Raw genomic sequence first — 16,369 nt, forward strand, 5'->3', positions numbered from 1 at the left:
TTTAGACCTGATATGGGCGGGAAGGCTCGCGGCAGTGACCGAGAGAAGGTGAGCCCGGTGCGGGAGATGCAGGAGTGGCGGGCCGTGAACGGGGCCGCGCCGCCGGGGCCGGAGCGGATCGTGTCGCCGGAGAGCACCGCCCGGGTGTTGCTCTCGGCGGCCTCCCGGGCCGCTCGGGGACGGGACTGCGCCGATCTCGGCTACCACCCGCTGCTGTCCCGGTTCCGGGGCGCGCCGGAGGCGGTCCGACGGACCGCGCTGACCAGGGCGGCGGCCCGTACCGCGCTGAGCGGCGAGCAGGTGGCCGGGCTCGACGCCGAACAGGTCGCCCGGTGGATGGTCGAGCACTACCCGCCCCGCGACTATTCCGGCGTGGTCCTCGGGTCGCCGCACGGTGCCGCGGTCCACCTGGCCGCCGCGATGAAGGTGCCGTGGCTGCCGGCCGGGTTCGACGTCGCGGTGCACTGGCCCGGCGGTGCCGTGGACAGCCCGGCCGGGGCGCTCGCCTTCGGTGCCCGGGTGGCCGGCGCGGTAATTCGGGCCAATCCCGGTGTCCGGGTCCGACAGGTGCACGACCCGGCGGGACGGGGGGTGCTCGCCGGATCCATGCTGTCCCTGGTGCTGCGCTGGCACCGGCTGCCCCGGGCGTACCGGGAGTTCCTCGGCACCCGGCTGGCCCCCGGCGCGCCGGTGCTGCTGCTCCGCGACGTCCGTCCGTGGCCGGTGCTCGAGGCCGGCGGTGGGCACAGTTTCCAACTCGGCACCCCGGCCAGTGGTCTGGAACCCGGCGACTTCCGGCCGGACAGCGCGCTGCTCGGTCAGGTGCTGCGGGGGGCGGGCGGAGACGGCGCCAGCTGGGACGCACCGGACTCGGGCCGACCCGGGTACGCCGAGCACGGGGTGGAGATCGGCTTCGAGACCAGCCTGCTGGACTGGGCACGGGCGGCGGGCAACCCGGTGCACCGGGTGCTCTTCCCGGAACCGGAACTGCTGAGCGCGGCCGCCGCCGACGTGTACCGGAGTTGGCTGCGCGGGGCGGGGAAGAGCGGCGACCGCTGCGTGGTGGAGTGCGGCCGGCTGATCGACCCGTGGCAGGTGATCCGGGCCGGCCTGGTGCCGTACTGGTGCGAGAACGCCACCCGGCGCAGCGTGACCGGTGCGGAGTGGTGGCTGGCCGGCAGCAGACCGTTCAGCTCGCTGGACGTGCTGCCCGAACCGCCCGGGATGCGTTCGCCGGCGTTCGCGGGGTTGCCGCAGTGGCTCGCGGTCGCGTCGTTCGGCCGGCGCCGCCGGGCGTTGGACCGGGTGGCCGCCCGCGGGTACCCGGTGGCCACGGTGGCCACCCGGCACGCCACCGAGGTGCTCCGCAACCAGCCGTACGACCTGCCCGTCCCGACCCCGTTGCGGGCGGAGGAGGCGCTGGCCGGACTCCGGGACAGCGGGGCCCCCGAGGGACTCCGGGTCTGCTGAGCGCGGCGGTGGGGTCGTCCCGACGGGCCGGCGGTACGGCCGCCGGCAAAACTCCGCGCGGTAGTCACGTCTCGTGATTGAGTACCTACAGAGCGGGAAGAACGCCGACTGTGACCGGTCGACCACGCTTTGTTGGGGTCAGCGGCGTCCGCTCGGACGTACTCGACTGCTTGTTCGCTTCCGGTTCGGTTGCCGTCTGCGGCACCCGATGACCGGTTGTGCATCCCGGGCGGGGGACTCCTGAGGGAGGCGCGGATGTTCGGACAGATCACCACCACCACACCACCGGCGGAGCGCGGACTGGAGGACCTGGACGCCGCCGCGCTGGCGTACGCCGCGAGGATCGCCGGCCTGCCACCGGAACGACGGCAGGAGGCCCGCGACGACCTCGTCCGGTTCGCCCTGCCGTTCGCCGGCCGGCTGGCCCGACGGTACCGGGGGCGCGGTGAGCCGTTGGAGGACCTCGAACAGGTGGCCCGACTGGGGCTGGTCAACGCGGTCGACCGGTACGACCCGGAACGGGGCTCCTTCACCGCGTACGCCGCGATCACCATCGTCGGGGAGATCAAGCGGCACTTCCGGGACCGGACCTGGGGAGTGCACGTGCCCCGGCGGCTGCGGGACCTGATCCTCGAGGTCGGACAGGCGACGGCGGCGCTGACCAGCGAGCTGTCCCGGGCGCCCAGTGTCGCGGAGCTGGCCGCCCGGCTGGAGACCCCGGAGGAGGAGATCCTCGCCGCGCTCGAGTCCGCCGCCGGCTACAGCCCGGCCTCCCTCAACGCCCCGGTCGGCGGGGAGAGCTCGGCCGAGTTCGGTGACCTGGTCGGCGAATCCGACACCGACCTGGAGTCGGTGGACGACCGGGTCACGGTCAGCGGGCTGCTCGGCCGGCTGCCGTGGCGGGAACGGCGGATCCTCGCCATGCGGTTCTACGGCAACCAGACCCAGGCCGAGATCGCCGCCCGGTTCGGGATCTCACAGATGCACGTCTCCCGGCTGCTCTCCCGCGCGCTGACCTGGCTGCGGCAGGCGATGCTCGCCGACACGCCCGCGCCCTGGCAGTCCGGTACCGGGGAGGCGGCCGGTACGTCGGCCCGGCTGACCGTGCGCCGGACGGGAGACCGGGTGGTGGTCGAGGTGACCGGGGAGGTCGACCGGGACATCGCCGAGCAGTTGCGGCAGGCGGTGACGGAGGCGGTCTCCGCCGAAGACCCGGCCGAGGTGGCGATCGACCTCACCGACATCAACCGGCTCGACGGCCCGGCGCTGGCCGCGCTGGTCGCCGGCCGGGACGCCGCACACCGCGCCGGGGTGCGCTGGCGGCTGGCCCGGGCCCAGCCGGCGGTCCAACCCGCGCTCAGCTCGGCCGGCCTGGTCGCGCTGCCCGCCGACTGACCCGGCAACGCCTGCCCTGCCGCGCCCGTCGAGTGGCCGACGGGCGCGGTTGGTGGGTCGGTCACCGCTCCTGCTCCTCGTCCCCCGACCTCGCCTCCTCCTCTTCTTCCTCGCTGCGGGCCCGCCCGGTCCGCCAGCGGCGGCTCTCCGAGCCGCCCCGGTCGGTGCTGTCCATGGACTCGTCCGGTTCGGCCGGTTCGAACGCCGGCCGGCGTACCTCGTCCGGCTCCGGTACCTCGATGGGCCGGGCGCCGGACCGGGCCGGCGGGTGGTGGCGGACCGCCGCCGGCGCGCCGTGCGCGCCCTCCGGACTCGGCATCTCCGCCTCCGGATGTCGGACCTCGTGCCGCAACTCGTCGCGCAGCCCCTGGGGCGGACGGGTCGACCGCTGCGGCAGGTCCCGGCCGAGGTCGGCGACGAGGGGTCCGTACTTGTCGTCGAAGGCCGGGCGCTCGGACCGGATCCGGGGCATCCGGTCGAAGTTGCGCAGCGGCGGCGGGCAGCTGGTGGACCACTCCAGCGAGTTGCCGAAGCCCCACGGGTCGTCGACGTCCACCATCCGGCCGAACCGCCACGACTTCCAGACGTTGTAGATGAAGAACAGCGTGGAGGCGCCGAGCACGAACGAGCCGATGGTGGAGACCATGTGCAGCGTGGTGAACCCGTCGTCGGCCTGGTAGTCGGCGTACCGCCGGGGCATGCCCTCGGTGCCCAGCCAGTGCTGGACCAGGAACGTGCTGTGGAAGCCGACGAACATGGTCCAGAAGTGGGACTTGCCGAGCCGCTCGTCGAGCAGCCGGCCGGTCATCTTCGGGAACCAGAAGTACACCCCGCCGAAGGCGGCGAAGACGATCGTGCCGAACATGACGTAGTGGAAGTGCGCCACGACGAAGTACGTGTCCGTGGTGTGGAAGTCGACCGGCGGGCTGGCCAGCAGGACCCCGGTGAGCCCGCCGAACAGGAAGGTCACCAGGAAGCCGATGGCGAACAGCATCGGGGTCTCGAAGGTGATCTGGCCCTTCCACATGGTGCCGATCCAGTTGAAGAACTTCACCCCGGTCGGTACGGCGATCAGATAACTCAGGATGCTGAAGAACGGCAGCAGCACCTGCCCGGTGCCGAACATGTGGTGCGCCCAGACCGTCATGGAGAGGATCGTGATCGCGACGGTGGCGAGGACCAGGCCCTTGTAGCCGAAGATCGGTTTCCGGGAGAAGACCGGGATGATCTCCGTGATGATGCCGAAGAACGGCAGCGCCACGATGTAGACCTCGGGATGGCCGAAGAACCAGAACAGGTGCTGCCAGAGCAACGGTCCGCCGGTGGACGGGTCGTAGACGTGCGCGTTGAGTCTGCGGTCCGCGTAGAGCGCCAGCAGCGCCGCGGCCAGCAGCGGGAAGACGAAGATCACCAGCACGCTGGTGAAGAGCATGTTCCAGGTGAAGATCGGCATCCGGAACAGCGTCATCCCGGGGGCCCGGAGGGTGAGGATCGTGGTGATCAGGTTGACCGCGCCGAGGATGGTGCCGAGGCCGGACAGGACCAGCCCGATCACCCACATGTCCGGTCCGATGCCGGGGGAGTGGTTGTCGCCGCTGAGCGGGGTGTACGCGGTCCAGCCGAAGTCGGCCGAGCCGCCGGGGGTGAAGAACCCGCCGATCACGATCGAGCCGCCGAACAGGTAGAGCCAGTACGCCAGCGCGTTCAGCCGGGGAAACGCCACGTCCGGCGCGCCGATCTGCAACGGGACGATGTAGTTGCCGAACGCGAAGGCCAGCGGGGTGGCGAAGAGCAGCAGCATGATCGTGCCGTGCGCGGTGAAGAGCTGGTTGTACTGCTCCGGGGAGAGGAACTGCAGCCCCGGCTGACCCAGTTCGGCGCGGATCAGGATCGCCATGATCCCGCCGATGATGAAAAAGGCGAAACTGGTGATCATGTAGAGCAGACCGATCTGCTTCGCGTCGGTCGTACCCAGGAACCGGATCAGCGTGCTGCCCCGGACCGCCTTGCGTAGCGGGCCGGGATAGCCCCCGGTGCGCGCCGGCGCCAGGATCAGCGGTCCACGATCCCGCCCCGGTTCGGTGACAACCCGTTTCGGCATCCCACTCACCCCGTGCACAACAGCCTCAGTCAGGACGGAGCAGCGGCTACCCGGTATCCGGACCACAAAACCCGGCACGAGGGAAATTTCCGATTTTTTCGCCGGGAAGCTCCGAAACCGGACTTCGGGTGACGTGGTCAGGAGCGGGGGCGTCGGCGGCCGGTCACCAGGCTGAGTCCGATCATCGCGACCCCCAGCCCGAGGTGCAGCCAGTTGTCGGCGCTGTTCACCGGAATGAAGTTGGCCGTGCTGTCCTGGTCGATCGCCAACCCGTAGACCCAGAGCACCAGGTAGACCGCGCCGCCGCCGACCAGGAAGACCCGGGATCCGGTGGCGGTACGGGCCAGCGCCAGCCCGACGACCCCGGTCGCCAGGTGGATCAGGTTGTGCAGCATGGAGACCCGGAAGACCCCGAAGAGGTGAGCCTCGGAGTTGCGGGCGGCCATCTCCAGGTCGTCGAAGTTGGTGGTGACGTCCGGGATGAAACCGAGCACGCCGAGCGCCAGGAAGACGAAGGCGACCGTGACCGCGGCGGTGCTGATCGGGGTTTTCGCCGATCTCGGCATGGTGGCCGTGGAACTGTGCCGGCTCATCGCGCAACACCTCCGGATGCGTTGGTCACCGGCAACCGGTGCACCTGCTCGTACAGCTCGAGGTAGCGGCGGGCCATGGTGGCCGGGGTGAACCGCAGACCCGCCTCCTGCCGGCACTCCCGCTCGTCGAGGCGGGCGACGTCGGCCACCAGGTCGGCCAGGCCGTCGCCGTCGTCGGCGAGCAGCCCGGTCCGGCCGTGCTCGACCAGCTCGGGCAGACAGCCCCGGCCGACCGCGAGCACCGGGGTGCCCAGGGCCAGCGACTCGATCACCGCCGTGCCGCCCGGCTCCTCCCAGCACAGCGGGAAGAGGCTCGCCCGGGCGTTCGCCACCAACTCGTCCCGGGCCGCGCCGGCCACCATCCCGACCCAGCGCACCCGTACGTCGTCGACCAGCGGCGCCACCTCTTCGCGCCAGTACCGGACGTCCGGGTTCTGGCCCGCCTCCGGACCGGCGGCGGCCAGCTCCTCCGGCCGTCGGTACGGCCCGACCGGCCCGGCCAGCACCAGGTCGAATCCGACCTCGTGGGCGAGCCGCGCCCCGAGGTGCTGCCCCTTGCCCGGGGTGATCCGGCCGAGGATCACCAGGTGGTCGCCCTTGTCGCCGGGCGCCCGGCGGTCCGCGTCGACCGCCAGCGGGGTGGCCAGGTGCACGTGCCCGACCGCGTGCTCCTGTAGCGCCTTCGGCGCCCGGGCCAACTGGGCTGCCGAGACGCCGTTGACCCGTACCCGGTCGCCGCCGTCGACGTACCCGTAGAGGTCGGGGTGCTTGCCCAGGTCCCAGTGCAGGGTGTGCAGGGCGGGCCGGGCCCGCGGCCCCATCGCGGTGAGGACGGCGAGCCCGACCGCCTCGACGTGGTCGTGCACCAGGTCGATGTCGTCGCGGTCGCGCGCCGCCCGGACCACCGCGTTCTGGTGTGCGTGCGCGATTCCCATCACCTGGTTGTACGGGCGCTGCAGGGCGGCGAACTGGCCGTCCGGGAAGACCGACAGCAGTTCGTCGACCTCCAGGGTGCTGTCGGCGACCGAGGCGAGCACCACCCGGACGCCGAGCCGGCGCAGCTCGGGAACCAGCGAGGCGACCACGATCTCGCGCCCGCCGGACCCCGGCGGCGGCACCGCCAGCCACGGGCCGGCGGTCATCAGCACGGTCAGCCCCATCCCCGCCACCGCCCGCCCGCCCGCCCACCGGGCCCGCCCCGACCCCGTCGAGCCGCCCGGTCGCCGGCCCGGCCGGTGGTCGTCCCGACCGCGGGTTCGACGGCGGCCACCGGCGCCCCGCCGGTCATACCGGCGCTCCGCGCAGCGAGTCCCGCAGCTCGACCAACGGTGGCCGCTCCCGGACCGAGACGTCGCTGACCACGATCTCCCGATCGAGGTTCGGCAGCGCGGTCCGGCCGTCCCGGCGGAACTGGACGAGCAGGTTGCCCGGCGGCTCGTCCCCGTTGACCCAGCCGCGCCGGCACAGCCGCTGCCACACCGTGTGCAGGATCTGTCCGGACATCCGGCCGAGTGCCTCGGTGTCCTGGTGCCGGTGCAGCCGCTCGCCGAGGTCGACCTGGGCGAGCGCCTCCAGGCCGCACATCTCCAGCAGGTCGATCAGCATCGCGGTCTCGACGCCGTAGCCAGAGACGAACGGGACCCGCTCCAGCACGTCCCGTCGGCCGGCGTACTCCCCGGCCAGCGGCTGGACGAAACCGGCCAGCTCCGGCCAGAAGAGATTGAACAGCGGCCGGGCCACCAGCTCGGTGACCCGTCCGCCGCCCTCCGCCTCGATGCCGCTGGTGCCGACCAACGGCCGGTGGTAGAAGCCCTTCACGAACGCGACCGACGGGTCGCTGAGCAGCGGACCGAGCAGCCCGGTCACGAAGTGCGGGCGGAACTCCCGCAGGTCGGCGTCGACGAAGGCGACCACGTCACCGTCGGAGCCGGCCAGGCCGGCCCAGAGCGCGTCGCCCTTGCCGTCGAGCCGGGGCAGCCCCCGGGTCATCTCGTCCTGGCTGATCACCCGGGCCCCGGCCGCCGCCGCCACCGCGGCGGTCGCGTCCCGCGACCGGGAGTCGACCACCACCAGCTCGTCGACCAGCGACACCTCCTCGACCAGGTACGCGCGGATCGCCGCGACGATCGCCCCGACCGTCGCCTCCTCGTCCCGGGCCGGGATGACCACGCTGACCGTCCGGTCACCCTTCATGTGGGCGAGTTGTCGGGCCGTCCACTGTTCGGCCGCGCCGGTACGGCGGGTGGACCATGCTTCGAGCGCTGGTGACACGGCCGTTCGCGAGCGCCGCATGGGACCAACCTCCCCAGAGTGCCTCGGCCGGAGCCCTCGACGGTCTCCGGGCAGCCCCACGGCTTTCCCCGCCGACCGGGGTCTAACCAGCGCCGTGGCCGGCCCGTCTCCCGCCGACCGCCGGGCGGCCCGGGCGGCCCGCGGCTCAGGGGCGTAGCACCACCATCCCGAGGTTCGCGCGGGCCTCGATGAGCTCGTGTGCCGTCGCCGCCTCGGTGAGCGGAATCTCCGCGTGTACGACCGCCCGCAGCCCTTCGTCCCGGTGGAGTTGCCAGAGGTGCTCGTGGTGCCGGTCGTACAGGTCCCGCCTGGTGTTGACGAACCGGGCCATGGTGAATCCGGTTACTGACGCCGCGCGCCGGTCGTACCCGCGCCGTTCCGGCCCTGGGTGGCGCGGGAGCCTCGGCCGCGCCGACGTGCCGACGGACGTCGATGCCCTCGGTCGCCGGGCCGGCCGCCCGGCCGGCCGGGTGGGCCCGTACCCGCCGGTTCCGACATCCGGTCCGAGTCCGGACGAGACACCGGCCCGGCCGGGCAGCACATTCGCCGGGGAGTCGCGTACCGTTGCCGGACATGGGTGTGTCGCAACGGTTGAAGACCAGGTTCCGGCGTTTCCTCCAACGACCGGGTACCACAGTTGATCTGGCGCCGCTGGAGAAGCTGCTGCCCACGATCGAGGCACGCGAGGAGGACCTCACCGAGCTCACCGACGAGGAGCTCACCGAGGCGGCCGGCCGGGCCGAGGACTTCGTCGAGATCTGCGCGGTCGGCAGGGAGGCGGCCCGACGCGGTCTCGACCAGCGGCCGTACGACGTCCAGCTGCTCGGCGCGATGTCGCTGCTGGCCGGCAAGGTCGCCGAGATGGCCACCGGTGAGGGAAAGACGCTGACCGCCACGATCGCCGCGTACGGACACGTCCGGCGCGGTAACGGGCCGGTGCACGTGCTCACCGTCAACGACTACCTGGCCCGCCGGGACGCGGAGTGGATGGAGCCGGTCTACCGGCTGCTCGGGCTGAACGTCGGCTGGGTGACCGAGGCCTCCACCCGGGAGGAGCGGCAGGCCGCGTACGCCTGCGACGTCACCTACGTCTCGGTCAGCGAGGCCGGCTTCGACTTCCTCCGCGACCAGCTGGTGACCGACATCGACGACCGGGTGCAGCCGCCGCTGACCACCGCCATCGTCGACGAGGCCGACTCGATCCTGATCGACGAGGCCCGGGTGCCGATGGTGCTCGCCGGTGCCGTCTCGGGTGAGCAGGACCCGGTGCACACCGCCGCCGCCGTGGTGCGCGGGCTGCGTCCCGGCCGGCACTACCTGGTCGCCGACGACGGTCGCAGCGTCGCCTTCACCGACACCGGCCTGGCCGAGGTCGAGTCCCGGCTCGGTGGCATCGACCTCTACGACGACGAGCACGTCGAGCAGCTCTCCGCGGTCAACGTCGCACTGCACGCGCACGCCCTGCTGCACCGGGACGTCGACTACATCGTCCGCAACGACGGGGTCGAGCTGATCGACGAGATGCGTGGCCGGGTCGCGCAGCGGCGCCGCTGGCCGGACGGGCTGCAGGCGGCGGTCGAGGCCAAGGAGGGCCTGGACGCCACCGCCGAGGGGGAGATCCTCGGCAGCATCACCGTGCAGGCGTACGTGGCGCTCTACCGCACCGTCTGCGGCATGACCGCGACCGCCGTACTCGTCGGCGACCAGCTGCGGGAGTTCTTCAACCTCGAGGTCGCGGTGATCCCGTCGAACACCCCGTGTGTGCGGGTCGACGACCCGGACCGGATCTACGCGACCCGGGCGGAGAAGGAGGAGGCCCTGATCGAGGAGATCAGGGAGCAGCACGAGACCGGCCGGCCGGTGCTGATCGGCACCCTCGACGTACGCGAGTCGGAGCGGCTGGCGGCGGCGCTGCAGGAGGCCGGGGTGCCGTGCACGGTGCTGAACGCGAAGAACGACGCCGAGGAGGCGGCGATCATCGCCGAGGCGGGCGCGTACGGCGCGGTGACCGTCTCCACCCAGATGGCGGGTCGGGGCGTCGACATCCGGCTGGGTGGCAGCGACCAGTCCGACCGGGACCGGGTGGCCGAGCTCGGCGGCCTCTTCGTGATCGGCAGCGGCCGGCACGACAGCCGCCGGGTCGACGACCAGCTTCGGGGCCGGGCCGGCCGGCAGGGTGACCCGGGCCGGTCGGTCTTCTACGTCAGCCTCGAGGACGAGCTGGTGATCCGGCACGCGGCGGACGCGATTCCGCCGTCGCCCCGGATGAACGCCGACGGTCTGGTCACCGACGAGCAGGTCGACTTCGCGGTCGAGCACGCCCAGCGGATCGCCGAGGGGGTCAACCACGAGATCCACCGCAACACCTGGCGGTACAGCGTGGTGATCGAGCAGCAGCGTAAGGCGCTCGCCGAGCGGCGGGAGCGGCTGCTCACCACCGAGGTGGCGGCGGAGATGCTCACCGACCGGTTCCCGGACCGGGCCAAGGAGATGGACGAGGAGCTGCTCTCCCGGGTCGGCCGGTCGATCGCGCTCTACCACCTCGACCGGCTCTGGGCGCAGCACCTGGCGGAGCTCTCGGAGGTCCGGGAGGGCGTGCACCTGCGGGCGCTGGGCCGGCTCGACCCGCTCGACGAGTTCCACCGGTCGGCGGTGCCGGCGTTCAACGCGCTGGTGCCGGAGATCGAGACCCGGACGGTGGAGACCTTCGAGGAGAGCGAGTTCACCGAGGACTGGGAGCCGGACGAGTCGAAGCTGGTCCGGCCGAGCGCGACCTGGACCTACCTGGTGCACGACAACCCGTTCGGCTCCGAGCTCGACCGGCTGATCGCCGCGGTCGGCCGTCGGCTCAGCTCCGGTTCGCGCTGACCCGCGCGGCGGACTCCGACGGGGGCGTCGTGGGTGGCCCGGTACCCGCGACGCCCCCGTCGTCACATTCGTTCTCTCCAGGTACGCGCGGTTTGTCCCCCTGTTCGTCGGGGTAGAAGCGCGGGTCGTACCGGCGCGGGGCCGGCGACGCACGGGAGAGGCGACCATGACACACGCGAGAAGACGAACCGGACGTACCGCGGGGGCCGCGGTGACGGCGGAGGCTGCGGCGCGGTGTTGAGGTCGGACACGGGCGAGGTCTCCGACGATGTCCCGGGCGTGTTGGAGACCGCGGCCCTGTTGCGTGAGGTGACCGCGGGTCTGATCACCAGCGACGACTTCGACGCCGCGCTGGCCCGGCTGGCCCGGACCACCCAGGACGCGATAGCCGAGGTCACCTGGTGCGGGGTCACCGTGCTGCGGTCCGGGGCGCCGGCCTCGGTCGCCGCCTCCGAGGCGCGGCTGCGCGCCCTCGACGACGTCCGGTACGGCACCGACGGGCCGGCGATGACCGCGATCCGGCAGCGGGAACTGGTCTGGTCGGCGGACCTGCGCGCGGAGGCCCGGTGGCAGCGCTGGACCGGGCAGGCGCTGGCCCTCGGCGTACACGGTGTGCTGGCGGTACCGGTGGACGTCGACGAGCACGTGATCGGCTCGATCAACCTGTACGCCCGCGAGCCCGGTGTGCTCGGGGCCGCCCAGCAGCTCACCGCGATGCTGCTCGCCGAACACGCCGGCCTGCTGCTCGGCGCGGTACGGGACCGGGACCGGCAGGCGGAACTGGTCGGCGAGTTCGTCCGGAAGCCGTCAGCCGGGCGGATCGTCGACCAGGCGATCGGGGTTATCATGACTCAACGTGGCTGCAACGCCACGGAAGCTCTGCAGGTGTTGCGTACCGCCTCGGCGACCCTGGCCATACCGGTCCGGGACGTCGCCGAACGGCTGGTCACCTCGGTGACCCGACCCCGGGACACCTGAGCGCGTCCGGCGTCGTCCGGTCCGGGTCGTTTCGGCGCGACGGCGTACGGGTAGCACGGGCAAGGCCGGTCGATGGGCGAGCCGGGGAGGGCCACGTCATGCAGAGCCGCCTGCGGGTACACGGGCATCCGATCCAGCCGATGCTGGTGACCTTCCCGTTCGGACTGTTCGTCTGCGCCACCGTCTTCGACCTGGCGGACCTCCTCGGTGGACCGGTGTTCCTCGGGCTGGTCGGCTACTGGACCACGGTGGCGGCGCTGGTCGCGGCCGGGCTCACCGCCGTCGCCGGCCTGGTCGACCTCTGGGACGTGCCCGGCGACCGGACCCGGCGGACGGCGGTCACCTTCAACCTGGTGAACGCCGCGGTGGCGGTGCTCTTCGTCTTCGCCTGCCTGATCCGGTCCGGTAGGGCGGCGCACGGGGCGAGCGGCGGACTGCTCACGGTGGAACTACTGGGGTTGGCACTCGGGGTGGTCGGGGTGCGGTTGGGTAGCGCCCTGGTCCGGCAGTTCGACCCGCCGACCCGGGAACCCTCCGGCTTCGACGGGTTCGGCCCGCCGGCCTCCTCGGTCGCCGGCGGCTTCGGGCGCCGCCGCGGCGGGTGAGAGCGAGCGTGCCCCGGGTCGGGCGACCGGCCCGGTGCGCGGCGCGGACCCCGGCTCAGGTGTGCGCGTCGGCCCGGTGGGCGGCGAGGACGTCGTCACCGAAGTCGCTGTCCGGGCGGCGCAGCACGGTGTGCGCGTGGTTGCCGTCGTCGCTCGTGTTGTCGTACTCGATCAGCAGGTCCTCGCCCTGGATCCGGTAGTAGTGCCGGCCGCCCGGCCGGGTCGGGCCCTCCCAGGCGAAGTGGAGGTCGCCGCGGCCGATCCGGGTCGCCTCGGCGGCGGCCAGCTCCGGCGGTAGGCGGTCGAGGTAGAGCGCGACGAGCTGGTCGAGCAGGGCCCTCGGGGTCGGGGACAGCGTGCCGGCCCGCAGGCCGAGGGGCGTGATCCGTCCGGTGACCCGAGCCCGGGTGGCGCTACGGATGTCGTCCGGTGCCTCGTCCGCGACCACCGCGTCGGCCCGGCCCCGGGGACCGAGCGCGTCGAGCAGGGCGAACGCCAGGTCCTCCTCGGGAGCGAGCGGCCGGCTCACCGGCCGGCCGGCGTAGCTGACCCGGGCCGGGTTGGCCCCGAGGAAGACCGGTGCCGGGGAGACCCGGTCGCCGGCGACGGTCATCGTGACCGAGAGGTGGTGTCCCTCGAACCGCCACGACCAGATGTCGTCCCGGGTCGGGTCGCCGAAGACGACAACCCGGTAGTCGTCGCTGTGCCGGCCCCGCTGCCAGCCCTCCTGCCGGTCGAGGACCTCCTCGAGGGCCATGATCGTGGCGGCCTGGGCGTACGCGTGCGGGCTCAGTGCGGTGGCGAGCAGGCGGTGGGTGGCCTTGCGCGCGGTCCGGTCGAGGTCGGCCAGGCAGGCGCCGGGTCGGGGGCGGGGCCGGTACTCGAGCCACCGGCGGCCGGCCTCGTCGGCGAACGGCCGGGCGGCGAGGTCCCGGGTCGGGCCGGGCAGGGCGTCGAGCAGGGCGGTGGCCACGGTCCGCATCCGTGCGCCGAGCGTGGTCGGTCCCCGGTTGACGCCACCCGCTCGCTCCTCAGCCACCTGACCAGCCTACTTGTCCCGTACCGGCGCGGGCCTCAGGGATGGGGTCGCGCGGAGCAGGGCGGCGGCCCGGGTCAGGTACCGGCGGTGCAGGCGGACGGCGGGCGTCGGGGGACAGGTCGGGATCCAGGGTTTGTCGCTGCCGACGAAGTGCAGCAGGGCCGGCGATGTCGGCGGTGGCCGCAGCCGGATGACGGAGACGATCCAATCGCAGGTCTCCCGGTAGCGGTCGGTCTCGAAGGCGTTGAACTCGACGTCGAGCGGCTGGGCGTTGTCGCGGTGCAGAACCGAGAGGTTCAGTGCGTCCTGGTCGTTGAAGTGGATGTGTCGGGCAGCCCGGTTCATGATCGAGGCCACATCGGACCGGAGCTGGGCCAGCAGCCCGGTGTGGCACCACATGGCGCCGGCGTTGAAGTACGGTCGGCCCCGGAACGGCGGCCATCGCTGCGCCACTGCGGGCAACGCGGGACCGTGGCCGACGGTGTGGTTGAAGAGGTCGCGGACCAGGCCGATCCGCGGTTCGGGAAGCGCGTTGAGCGGTGCGGTGATGTCACCCAGGACCAGGGTGTCGCTGTCCAGGTAGACGAGGTACGGCCGGTCGAGGAACGCCTTGTCGAAGTGGAACCGCAGGTACGTGGCGGCGGAGATGTACCCGCCCTCGACCACGCGCCAGTGGGCGGCGGGGATCTCCCGTCGCGCTTCGAAGGAGGCGAACCCGAGCCATCGGACGGCCGCCCCCAGGGCCGCCACGTCGGCCCGCGACAGGTCGGTCGTGAGGACCCGGACCGCGATGGTCGCCCTGTCCCTGCCGGGGGTGGCCTCGGCCAGTGACACCAGTGTCACGAGTGACGGCAGCAGGTAGCGCTGGTCGACGCAGAGCCCGACGGCGAGCATGTCAGTAGGAGAATCGGCGTAGCGCCAGCAGGGGGCGACCGCGACGGAGGGCCTCCCACGCGACCCCGGCGTCGAACGAGAGGTCCACCAGTACTCCCGACACGTGGCGGGCGAGGTGGGCCAGACGGCCCCCGGCACGCGGTGGGAATCCGCCGTGTCGGGTCGGGTCGGCGGTCCTGCGCAGGTCGCGGCGAGCCAGGTCGACGGCGAGGTACGCCAACGGCGGCCCGAGGAGAACCAGTATCCCGATCAGTGGTGCCGGACCCGTGAACGGTAGGCAGGTCAGCCCGGCGATGACACCGAGGACGAACGGGTTGGCCCGCCACCGCCGTCGTGCCTGGTGGCGCGAGGTCAGGAAGACGTCGGCCCGCCCGTACGTGAACTGCTTGTTGAGGATCTGGGTGAGTCGGCCGGTGGCGTCGCGTCGGTGCAGGACAACCGCCCGCGGGCCGGCGATCCAGCGGTAGCCGTGGTCGCAGAGGCGCGCGCCCAGGTCGACGTCCTCGCCGCCGACGGGGGTGAAGATGTCCTCGTCGAATCCGCCGAGGCGCAGGAAGACCGCACGGAGGATGGACAGGTTGCTGGTCGGCCCCCAGACGACCGGTCCGTCCGGCGGGTGGGCGTCCGACCGGCACCAGCGGCTGAAGTCGATGGGCTGCCAGTCCCGTGGCCCGTCGTCGAGGGCGACGGTCGCGCCGACCACCCCCGCCACGTCGGGCGCGGCGGCCCGGATAGCGTCGACGTGACCGGAGAGCAGGTCGGGAGTCGCGAGGCAGTCGGAGTCGATGAACAACAGGAGGTCGAAGCGAGCCTCGCGCGCGGCGAGGTTGCGTTTCGCACCGGCCGGTCGCGGGCCGCGCAGGTGCCGGACGGCCAGCTCGGCACAGCGGCGGTCGAGTGCGCGGAACTCCTCGTCGGGCGAATCGTCGACAACGATGATCTCGACCGGAATCGACAGCGTCCGCCTGGGCGCGGCCAATGACGTGAGCAGTGCCGAGACGTAGCGGCCGCGACCTCGGTGGGTGGGTATGCAGATGGTCAGCCCCCGTACCTGTACCAACGAACCTCCTCAGCCTGCGGCGGTCGGTCGGACCCGGCCCGCGCACTACCCGCCGAGCGGCGGAAGGTCGGCGATCCGGTCGCCGACCTGGCTGGTGAGCCGCCGCGCCGCCGTGAGGTACGAACGGTAGAGCCTCACCCCACGACACGGCGGGCACGTCCGTTGCCATGGCTTGTCGGGGCCGACGAAGTGGAGTACGACGGGATCGGCGCTGCCGGAGTTGTCCGACAGGTGGGCGCCCTCTTCGAAGCGTTCCAGTTCGAAGGTGTTCCAGGCCGCTCCGGCCGGCACGACCGCGCCGGAGAACAGCGCCCAGAGGTTCAGCGCGTCCTGGTCGTTGAAGTGTATGTGCTGTTGCGCGCGAGCCATGATGGTCGCGATGTGCCCACGCAGCCCGGGCAGGGTCTCGCTCGCGCACCACATGACGCCGGCGTTGTAGTACGGCCGGCCCGCGAACGACGGCCAGCGTTGCACCACCCCGGGCAGGGCCTGACCCCGACCGACGGCGTGCACCAGCCGGTCGCGTACGAGGGCGACCTGGCCGGTGGCCAGCGAGTCGAACGGACCGGAGAGGTCACCGAGGACGAGCAGGTCGGCGTCGAGGTAGACGAAGTGCGGGCGGTCGACGAACCGACGGGTGAAGCCGAAACGCAGGTACGTCGCCGCGGAAATGTGACCGCAGCTCGCCAGGCGCCAGTGCGCGTCGGTGCGCTGCCATCGCAGGTCGAAGGAGCCGAAGCCGAGGCGGTGTACGACCGCGGCCATGGTGGCGGCGCGGCTGCGGGCCAGGTCGGTGGTCAGCACGCGCACGCCGATGGACCTGACCTCGGCCGGTCCCCGGCTGTCGGCCAGGGAGGTCAGGGTGGCCAGCGCGGGCAGGAAGTAGCCTTCGTCGATACAGATGCCGACGGAGTACATCGACTCCTCCTCGCGCCCGGAGTCCCCATCCTAGGCCGTGTGTCATAAGTGCCCTGTGGTCCTGGCTGTGAGGTAGATCGGCTGGGCGTGTCGGTGACCGGGATGCGGTGAGGTCTCCGGTAGATGGGTTATCGACCAAGACAACCATCTGCACGG

The 16,369-nt window shown here is 72.3% G+C and carries 14 protein-coding genes; 5 read left to right on the plus strand and 9 right to left on the minus strand.

Translation table 11 applies throughout. The features are described from left to right. Nucleotides 1-66 precede the first annotated feature (66 nt). Complete coding sequence (locus ABGB05_RS30415; protein WP_347657382.1) at nt 67-1,470, plus strand: hypothetical protein; 1,404 nt, start codon at nt 67-69, stop codon at nt 1,468-1,470. 255 nt (nt 1,471-1,725) lie between these two features. Continuing rightward, complete coding sequence (locus ABGB05_RS30420) at nt 1,726-2,865, plus strand: SigB/SigF/SigG family RNA polymerase sigma factor (RefSeq protein WP_347657370.1); 1,140 nt, start codon at nt 1,726-1,728, stop codon at nt 2,863-2,865. A 61-nt stretch (nt 2,866-2,926) separates the two neighbouring features. Here the strand turns inward: ABGB05_RS30420 and ctaD are convergent, their stop codons facing one another. The 5 genes from ctaD to ABGB05_RS30445 form a co-directional block, all read right to left on the minus strand. Further along, nucleotides 2,927-4,966, minus strand: coding sequence for a cytochrome c oxidase subunit I (ctaD, locus tag ABGB05_RS30425; protein ID WP_347657371.1), 2,040 nt, complete (start codon nt 4,964-4,966; stop codon nt 2,927-2,929). A 137-nt stretch (nt 4,967-5,103) separates the two neighbouring features. Beyond that, on the minus strand, nt 5,104-5,559 hold the full coding sequence (locus tag ABGB05_RS30430) for a DUF4383 domain-containing protein (protein WP_347657372.1): 456 nt from the start codon (nt 5,557-5,559) through the stop codon (nt 5,104-5,106). Further along, entirely contained in the window at nt 5,556-6,719 is a 1,164-nt protein-coding gene (locus ABGB05_RS30435) for a glycosyltransferase (RefSeq protein ID WP_347657373.1), read from the minus strand. Before ABGB05_RS30435 ends, ABGB05_RS30430 begins: the two co-directional genes overlap by 4 nt. Nucleotides 6,720-6,843: 124 nt before the next feature. Next, nucleotides 6,844-7,851 (minus strand): glucosyl-3-phosphoglycerate synthase, encoded by a 1,008-nt coding sequence (locus tag ABGB05_RS30440; RefSeq protein ID WP_347657374.1) that lies wholly within the window; start codon nt 7,849-7,851, stop codon nt 6,844-6,846. A 145-nt stretch (nt 7,852-7,996) separates the two neighbouring features. Next, entirely contained in the window at nt 7,997-8,182 is a 186-nt protein-coding gene (locus ABGB05_RS30445; RefSeq protein ID WP_347657375.1) for a hypothetical protein, read from the minus strand. Nucleotides 8,183-8,424: 242 nt separating this feature from the next. Here ABGB05_RS30445 and secA2 point away from each other — a divergent pair, with 242 nt between their 5' ends. The 3 genes from secA2 to ABGB05_RS30460 all read left to right on the plus strand — a co-directional run bounded on the left by secA2 (nt 8,425) and on the right by ABGB05_RS30460 (nt 12,302). Beyond that, nucleotides 8,425-10,719 carry an accessory Sec system translocase SecA2 gene (gene secA2 / locus ABGB05_RS30450; protein ID WP_347657376.1) on the plus strand — a complete coding sequence of 765 codons (2,295 nt, stop codon included), beginning with the start codon at nt 8,425-8,427 and terminating at the stop codon, nt 10,717-10,719. Between the two features lie 237 nt (nt 10,720-10,956). Further along, nucleotides 10,957-11,697 carry a GAF and ANTAR domain-containing protein gene (locus ABGB05_RS30455; protein ID WP_347657383.1) on the plus strand — a complete coding sequence of 247 codons (741 nt, stop codon included), beginning with the start codon at nt 10,957-10,959 and terminating at the stop codon, nt 11,695-11,697. Between the two features lie 98 nt (nt 11,698-11,795). Then, nucleotides 11,796-12,302 carry a DUF2231 domain-containing protein gene (locus ABGB05_RS30460; RefSeq protein ID WP_347657377.1) on the plus strand — a complete coding sequence of 169 codons (507 nt, stop codon included), beginning with the start codon at nt 11,796-11,798 and terminating at the stop codon, nt 12,300-12,302. Nucleotides 12,303-12,357: 55 nt separating this feature from the next. On the opposite strand, the gene ABGB05_RS30465 is transcribed toward ABGB05_RS30460, so the two are convergent. The 4 genes from ABGB05_RS30465 to ABGB05_RS30480 all read right to left on the minus strand — a co-directional run bounded on the left by ABGB05_RS30465 (nt 12,358) and on the right by ABGB05_RS30480 (nt 16,213). Further along, complete coding sequence (locus tag ABGB05_RS30465) at nt 12,358-13,284, minus strand: DUF3500 domain-containing protein (protein WP_347657384.1); 927 nt, start codon at nt 13,282-13,284, stop codon at nt 12,358-12,360. Between the two features lie 66 nt (nt 13,285-13,350). After that, nucleotides 13,351-14,235 carry a glycosyltransferase gene (locus tag ABGB05_RS30470; RefSeq protein WP_347657378.1) on the minus strand — a complete coding sequence of 295 codons (885 nt, stop codon included), beginning with the start codon at nt 14,233-14,235 and terminating at the stop codon, nt 13,351-13,353. A 1-nt stretch (nt 14,236) separates the two neighbouring features. After that, nucleotides 14,237-15,295, minus strand: coding sequence for a glycosyltransferase (locus ABGB05_RS30475; protein ID WP_347657379.1), 1,059 nt, complete (start codon nt 15,293-15,295; stop codon nt 14,237-14,239). 45 nt (nt 15,296-15,340) lie between these two features. Further along, nucleotides 15,341-16,213: a glycosyltransferase gene (locus tag ABGB05_RS30480; protein ID WP_347657380.1), complete on the minus strand. Its 873-nt coding sequence runs from the start codon at nt 16,211-16,213 to the stop codon at nt 15,341-15,343. Between the last annotated feature and the right edge of the window lie 156 nt (nt 16,214-16,369).

The sequence above is a fragment of the Plantactinospora sp. B5E13 genome, from assembly GCF_039871775.1.
Classification (GTDB): Bacteria; Actinomycetota; Actinomycetes; order Mycobacteriales; family Micromonosporaceae; genus Plantactinospora.